This is a genomic window from Pseudomonas sp. 14P_5.3_Bac1 (genome assembly GCF_025466135.1).
Lineage (GTDB): Bacteria > Pseudomonadota > Gammaproteobacteria > Pseudomonadales > Pseudomonadaceae > Aquipseudomonas.
Genome location: NZ_JANLOF010000051.1, coordinates 24831 through 31823, shown reverse-complemented (window position 1 = coordinate 31823; position 6993 = coordinate 24831). Strand labels below are relative to the sequence as shown.

General features: G+C 62.7%; 4 protein-coding genes. 3 read left to right on the top strand and 1 reads right to left on the bottom strand.

Going from position 1 to position 6993, the window contains the following annotated elements; genetic code table 11:
* Positions 1–117: 117 nt before the first annotated feature.
* The gene (locus NTD89_RS11590) at positions 118–5028 is read right to left on the bottom strand and encodes a hypothetical protein (protein WP_262207736.1); all 4911 of its coding nucleotides are present in this window, start codon (positions 5026–5028) and stop codon (positions 118–120) included.
* A gap of 141 nt (positions 5029–5169) precedes the next feature.
* Between NTD89_RS11590 and NTD89_RS11585 the strand changes: the two genes are divergently transcribed.
* The 3 genes from NTD89_RS11585 to NTD89_RS11575 all read left to right on the top strand — a co-directional run bounded on the left by NTD89_RS11585 (position 5170) and on the right by NTD89_RS11575 (position 6955).
* On the top strand, positions 5170–5457 hold the full coding sequence (locus NTD89_RS11585; RefSeq protein ID WP_119735885.1) for a DUF5629 family protein: 288 nt from the start codon (positions 5170–5172) through the stop codon (positions 5455–5457).
* Entirely contained in the window at positions 5444–6619 is a 1176-nt protein-coding gene (locus tag NTD89_RS11580) for a lactonase family protein (RefSeq protein WP_262207732.1), read from the top strand. The genes NTD89_RS11585 and NTD89_RS11580 overlap by 14 nt, the downstream gene beginning before the upstream one ends.
* A 156-nt stretch (positions 6620–6775) precedes the next feature.
* Entirely contained in the window at positions 6776–6955 is a 180-nt protein-coding gene (locus NTD89_RS11575) for a hypothetical protein (protein ID WP_145166200.1), read from the top strand.
* Positions 6956–6993 lie beyond the last annotated feature (38 nt).

The following is a 6993-nucleotide window of genomic DNA, read 5'->3' as shown; positions in this document are numbered from 1 at the left end:
TTGTTGCCCAAGAACCCCCACCACGGCGGGGAGGGGCGTGGTGCAAGGGTTCACCGGCCCTGCCCCCACGGCATCTCAGGTTGTGAAGTGGCCCAGCGCAATGCTCAGGGCACGGCGTCAGCGAAGGGCCCGTGGCATTGGCGCGATTGCCAGGAACAACTGATCCACGGGCGGCGTAATCAGCACATACAGAATGTGGGTCAGCGGTTCGCCGCCGGGTTCCGTGCGGGTATGAAGGTCGGCCTGGACATGTTGCTTGAGCAGGTCCTTCTGTGTGTACTTGCGCTGTTCCGGCAGCTTCAGGTGGGCCCGCGTGTAGTCGGCGGGCAGGGCGTCGGCGTTGGCGTAATGAAAGTGCGCATACCACAACACCACCGGCGGTTTTTTGGCCTTGTCGTACACCGCGTACTCAGTGAAGAAGTCGCCGCTGAGGGTCGGGCGTTGCGGGTCGGCCAGGCTGGTCAGGTTGATGTCGATCTGTTTTTGTTCCCACAGGTAATTGAGGCTCTCCTGAGTCGGCCATTGCCGTTTGTACGCCTCACTGCACACGCGCTGCGCCAGCCGGCCGATGTCCCGGGCGTGTGCCCGGTATTCATCGATCAGGCGTTGCACCGCGGTCTTTTGCGCCAAATGGTCGCGTGCCAACTCATCGGCCAAGGCCGTGAGCTTTCCGGCGTGGCCCATCAGCAATTCATTCCAGCCACTCGGATCGACATGTTGACGGGTCAGCGGCGAGTCGAGTTTTTGCTGCTCGGCCGTGATCAGCTGTTCAATGCCTTTGCGTTGTTCGATCAGCGCCTGGGCCAGGCCTTTGAGGGTTGCCAGTGAGCGACCTTGGGCTGTGCCTGCCGGGGCAGCCGCCGGGTACTTGGCGGTGTTGGCCCACCCGTCTTCGTGGCGGCTGAACGAGGCAATGGTTTCGCCGGTCAAGGCGTCGGTGAGGGTGAGCTGCTCCTGGCTGTTCTGGGCATCGGCAGGCTTGAACTCACCGATGAAGTACGCCTTTTTGCGGGTTTTGAACACGCGCTTGGCCGGGTTTTTGGGACGCAGGGTTTTCGATAAGGGCAGCTCGACGTCCAGCTCTTCCTGCTTGCGTACCACCGCTTCAAGTTCGCTTTGCGCAAGCGCCTGGGCAAATTCAAGGCCTCTCAGCAGGCGTTCGGCCTCCGGGCGCAGGCGCCCAGGGTTGAGGGCCTTGAGGGCGCGAATCGCATCTTCATGACGGCGGTACCGGTCAAGGACCGTCTCATACACATTACGTTGCTCGGCCAGCGGGTACTCGGCACCGCTGCGCACTTCCACATGAGACTGCAGGGCTTGGGCCAGGTCGCTCTGTTCGAGGCGGTTGAGGTAAAACTCCTCCAGGGGTGGCAGTCGTCGGTCGGCCGTCGCCAGGGTGGCGGCGGCGAGGTAATTGAGCGCACCGAGCCTCAGGTTGTTGGCGAAAAAATTCTGCGGGTATTGGATCAGCGTCAGGCATTCCTGGCGGATGACACGGCCCGCCACCGAGTCATGTTCCAGTTGTTCGAGCGTATGCTCCATGGCCGCCGCGACCTCGGCCATGTGCTCGCGGATATTGGCCGATTCAACCGTGTTGCGGATGTATTCGTCGTAGACGGCGGTGTCTCCCAGCAGGTTGTCGACAAACATCCTGCGCGCCATCTGCCCCATGGGCTCGCCCGCGCTGGAAAAACGCATGGCGTTCAACCGGTCCACCAACAACGTCTGGATGGCCGACTGCTGGTTCCAGATGGTCCCCAGGATTTTTGCCCGATCAAGCACGTGCACGCCGGCGCCGCCGACCTTTTCCAGTTCCTGGCCCACCTTGACCATTTCCAGGCGTGGGGGGAGGGACTGGGCAAATTGGTCTTCGAGGTTCTGCAGCAGAATCTGAAACTCGGTGCGTCGTTGCTGGTGGTTCAGGGTCTCCTGCTGGTGCCGCGCCGACAGGGCGGGCCGCCGCTCGGGCGGCGCTTTTTGCAGAAGATTCCAGACCAATTGCACGGTTTTGCGTTGGTTTTTCAAGGCGGTGGCGGCGGACCACATGCGCTCCATCGATGCCAGGAAGGGCGCCATCAAGGGGGTTATTTGCGTATCGAGTGCCTGCGCGCGTGCGAGCAGCTCGTTTTTTCTACGCTGGTTTTCCTCGCGCAAGGCCGCCATCCGCTTGGGGCCACCGCCTACCAGCTTAAGGCCGCGGTCCAGTGTCCAATGGCCTTTTCCATCGGTGCAAAGCTTGATGCCGGGGTGGTCGATTTTTTCGGGGTGCACGATATACACGTCGCCAAAACCGGGAACGATGCTGGCCCTGAACAGCAAACCACCGACCGAGGCATGCCAGACCCCGTTGAGGTTGTACAAACCCAAGTGACGCCCGAGGCGGACCTGTGCAGGTGCGGGCTGTGGCCAGGGCACGCTGAATGCCCGCAGTTTTTCCAGCAGCGCTGCCGATGCAGCGTCACTGGCCAGCGAATGATCGAAATCCAGCAGCGTGCGGCCACCGCCGGGCGGTTCGGAAGGCAGGCCGACCGTGCCACGTTCAATGATCGCCGGCGGGCTGCTTGCCGGGCCGAAAACTGCTCGCCGGAACGCCGGCTGCGTGGGCAAGGCTTCCTCACGTGCAGCGTGCACCGGCGCCGCCGTCAGCGAGCCCTGATGCACCAGCAGCAGGGCGATGTTTTGCAGCAGGTCGACCCACGCCAGCGCCCGCGTCTGAGGGTCGTCACTTTCCAGCGCTGGCACATCGTGCGTGAGGCCCTGCACCAGTTGCATCAGCCAGCCGATTGCCGCCAGTGGCCCGCGCACGGCCATCAGCAGGGTGTTAAAGCCCAGCTGCATACCTTCCAGGATCAACGCCCAGCGGCTCTCGCTATTGGACGTGGACTCGCGCTCAGCCTGCGCCAGCAGTTGCTGAGTCTCGCAGCCAAACAGGTACTCCATGAGGCTGCCATTGTTCAGGGCCTGGAGGATTTCGTCGCTGCTCTGGTCGCCCGCGGCGGCCAATTGTGCCGGTTCAGGCACGCGCGGCAGCGGATCGAATTCCGAGCCCAGGCCGACCCGCACGTAGTGGGGCTGGGTAAACCCACCGTTGCTGTAGATGGCCCTGGCCGAGTCCGGCAACCAGGTCAAGACGCTGTCCTGCAACGCGCCGGGCCGTACGAGGGCGGCCAGCAGGCTGTCGCGACTGGCAAACTCCAGCAGCGAGTCGCGATAGGCCGGCCGATACAGCAGGTGCGGGCCTCGTTGCGTATCGAGGGGCTCGATGATGAACATGTTTTGCACCACGTCCGCCGTGGCGCCGGGCTTGCGCACCAAGGCCAGCACCCGCATGACGAGGCTTTCGCCGCCGACCTGGCGCCCCGTGGGGGTCGGGTTCAGCACGGCCTCCACCCACTGAACGCCGCGCGATGTCAGGCCTGCTTCGCCTTTTAGCTTGTGCTCCAGCGCTTGGGTTTTCAGCTGCACCGGCCGTTGCTGTTCGAACAGTCGTGTGCGTTTTTGTGCGGCCTCGGTATCGCTGAGCAGCGCCTGGCGCAGGTAATGAGGGTAATTTTTGCCGATGTCGACACGCTGGACCAGTTGGCGAAGGCCGTCGGCTGTCAGCCAGGGTTCGATTACCCGGCCGGTGCGGTGGCTGAGTGTCATACGGCCTTTGGGCGCGCCCGAGAGGTTTTTCAGGGCCAGATCGACCAGGCTCAGGGTCACCGGCTCGACATAACCGCCGGCCAGAGTGCCCACCGCCACGTGAAAGGTCAGTTGCAAATCGTCGGCGTGGTAGCCGCTCGACCGAGCGGCATCGTCGCAGGCACGTTGGCCACCCAGGGCGACGCTGCGATCCAGGCACAGTTGCTGATTCAAATGTTCGGTTGCATAGCTGCGCAGGGTTTCCAGGCTGTCGACGTCTGAATCGCCAAGGGTCAAGCGGCGGATTGCGGCCTGTTCAAGCAGGCACTGACGGTAGGCAAGGCGCTCGGCCGCGCCGGCGTGCTGCAGCCAGGCGGGCAGGGCTGCGCGAATCGAATTCAGGGTTGCCAGCGGTGTGGTGGTCGAGTGGCTGAAGACCTGCGCCGGGTTTGTAGCGCCAGCAAACCGCAGCTCCAGGGCCTGCACGCTGGACCCGGCCGGGAGCTCAATGGCCGCGAGAGTGTCCAGCTGCCCCTCGAGTATGAGCGCGGCTTGTACCTCGAAAATATTGCCGTCGGGCTCGTACTGCTTCCAGGTCATCCGCTGCGCGCGAAAACGCTGCTGCAGGTGCATTCCCCAAGCCTGACCGAAGGCATCGAGGTCGGCGTACGCCTCGATCTGCCCCGATACGCGGCACAGCAACACCTGCGCAGGGGCGACCACCAGCACATCGCTGGCTTGCAGGGTGAGTCGGCTGCCTGCCTGCTCCAGAACGGTTTCCAGGGTATAGGCGCGCACGGCCTTTTGCGGCCAGGGGCGCTGGGCGCGCGTACGGCGGTCGGGGTAGCGGGCCAGTGTGACGAGGGTATCGAGCTGCGGTGCCAGGTTCCCTGGCTGGCGAATGGCCGAGTCGAGCAGCGCGCCTTGCAGCACGTGGGCCAGCCACTGCCAGCGGCTGCCGCCGGCATCCGTGTCCTGGCTCCAGTAGGCAGCCAGGGCGTCTTGAAAGGCGATGCTCAGAATCAGCGGCAATTCTCTGATAACGGCTTCGATCACTGCCAGGTCGTAGTCGTGCCGGCCATTGGCTTCAAAGGTCAGCCGGGTACCCGTGGCGTCGCCCAGGTAACAGTCCAGGCCGTAGCGCATGGACACATCGGGAAAGCTGCCATCGGCCAGGTGACTGAGCGCCACCTCCAGCAGCGGGAACAGGCTGCGTCCGCCGCCGTCACGGGGTATGGCCAGGCGCAGGTCCGCAAGCGGATAGCTCAGCGGCGGGTATTTTTCCTTCAAGTGGTCGGCCAGCAACTGCGCGGTGACTGAGCGCAGTGTCGGGCGAGTGAGAAACCGGGCTTCAACCGCTTGTCGGGCCGGGTGTGCAGCAGGGACGGTGTTCGGGTCTGTCATGGGTATTCCTTTACAGGTGAGCAAAACGCGCCCTTGCAAAGTAATGCGCTGCGTCGCCCGGAGGCGGTAGCCCGTTATGGCTTTAGGTGCGGGCAGCAAACTGGCCTATCATTAGCGCTTTGAACCTGATGAAAGACTGTGATGACCGATAATTTGCCTGCCGTCCTGAAGACTTCCGACATGCTTGAAATCGACGGGCTGCATGCCTTTGATTTCACCTTTGATGAACAGGCCTTGCTGATCACCGCCATGGACGGCCGTGCTGAAAAACGCTGGCGTTTCAGCCTGGAGCAGGTGCAGGCCGCCACCTTCGATGACACCTTGCAAAGCTGGACCCTTACCGGTGATTCGGGCGAGCACCGCCTGATCTGCATGAGCGCGTTCACCGGCAACAATAACGACGAGGATGAAGCGGATGATGATGCGTAAATTCTGGCCCCTGCTGATGGCGGGCAGTGTCGGTGCCATGTCGGTGCAAGCCGCACCGGCAGACACCTATGAACTGCTGGTGGGCAGCTATACCGCCGGTACCAGCGAGGGTATCTACCGCCTGCAGTTTGACAGCCGTACCGGTCAATTCAGCGGCAAGCCGGTACTGGCCGCGAAGGCAGCCAACCCGTCGTGGCTGACGATCTCCAAAGACCAGAAGCATTTGTTCGTGGTCAACGAGAACGGCCCGGGCCAGAAAGACCCGGTTGGCCGGGTCAGCAGCTACAGCATTGACCCGCAGAACCATCAGTTGACCCTGATCAACCAGGTGCAGAGCCTGGGCAATGAACCCACCCATTCCAGCCTCGCCGCTGATGGACGTTACCTGTTCGTTGCCAACTATTCGGTACTCGAAGATCCGGGTGGCAGCCTCGCGGTGCTGCCGGTTGACGCCGCTGGCAAGCTGTCGGCGCCGGTGCAACTGAGCGGGCATCCCTCCAGCCGGGTAAACCCGGAGCGCCAGGCCTCCAACCATGTGCATTCGGTGGTGTCATCGCCGGACGGCAAATACGTGTTCGTTCAGGACCTGGGGGCCGACAAGGTGTTTGCCTATCACTACGACCCCAAGGCCAACCCTGAACTGCCGCTGACCCCGGCCAACCCTGCCGCCGTGCCAATGCCACCGGGCAGCGGCCCGCGTCACTTGCTGTTCAGCGCGGATGGCAAGCATGCCTGGCTGACCACCGAGATGAGCGCCCAGGTTGCCGTGTTCGATTACAACGACGGCAAGCTCAGCCAGACCCAACTGGTGGACTTTGCTGCCGGGCAGCCGGTGGCCGACAAGGCCGGCGCGGCGCTGCACGCCTCCAGCGACGGCAAATTCCTGTACGTGAGCAACCGCGGCACCGCCAACCAGATGCTGGTGTTCAGCATCGACCCGGCCACCGCGCACCTCAAGGAACTGCAGCGCCGTTCCGTGGAAGGCGACCACCCGCGGGAGTTCAGCCTGGACCCGAGCGGCAAGTTTTTGCTGATCGCCAACCAGAAAAGCAACGAAATCGTGGTCGTCGAACGCGACCCCAAGACCGGCCTGCTGGGTAAAACCGTGCAGAAATTGCCGATCGATGCGCCCAGTGACCTGAAGTTCCTGGTGCGTCAATAAGCCACAGGCCCCGCTATGCGGGGCCTGACTCGGTGTATTAATTCTATTAATAGCGGCTACTGTTTCAAAACATTACCAAGGTTCAGCCCTCGGGCGTAAGTTGGGTTCCAAGGCCTCTACCGGCCACCTAAACCAACGAACACAAGGGTTACCCACATGAACTTGAACCTCTTCTCCATCATCGCCGCTTCCGCTGTTTCCGCCACCGTGGCATTGCCTGCCGCCGCCAGCGTGGAAGTTTCCGGCAAAAAATCCAGCACCAGCGCCTACACCCAGAAATACCTGCAGCAAAGCGCCAACTTCTACGCCGCACTGGATCACAAGACCCAGCACTGAGCGTGAGCTGAGCGACGGTCACCTGTGGGAGCAGGCAA

What these genes read in the sequence shown, in the direction of transcription:
- NTD89_RS11580 (WP_262207732.1), top strand. Translation starts at nt 5,444, where the DNA reads ATGATGATGCGTAAATTCTGGCCCCTGCTGATGGCGGGCAGTGTCGGT.
- NTD89_RS11590 (WP_262207736.1), bottom strand. Translation starts at nt 5,028, where the DNA reads ATGACAGACCCGAACACCGTCCCTGCTGCACACCCGGCCCGACAAGCG.
- NTD89_RS11585 (WP_119735885.1), top strand. Translation starts at nt 5,170, where the DNA reads ATGACCGATAATTTGCCTGCCGTCCTGAAGACTTCCGACATGCTTGAA.
- NTD89_RS11575 (WP_145166200.1), top strand. Translation starts at nt 6,776, where the DNA reads ATGAACTTGAACCTCTTCTCCATCATCGCCGCTTCCGCTGTTTCCGCC.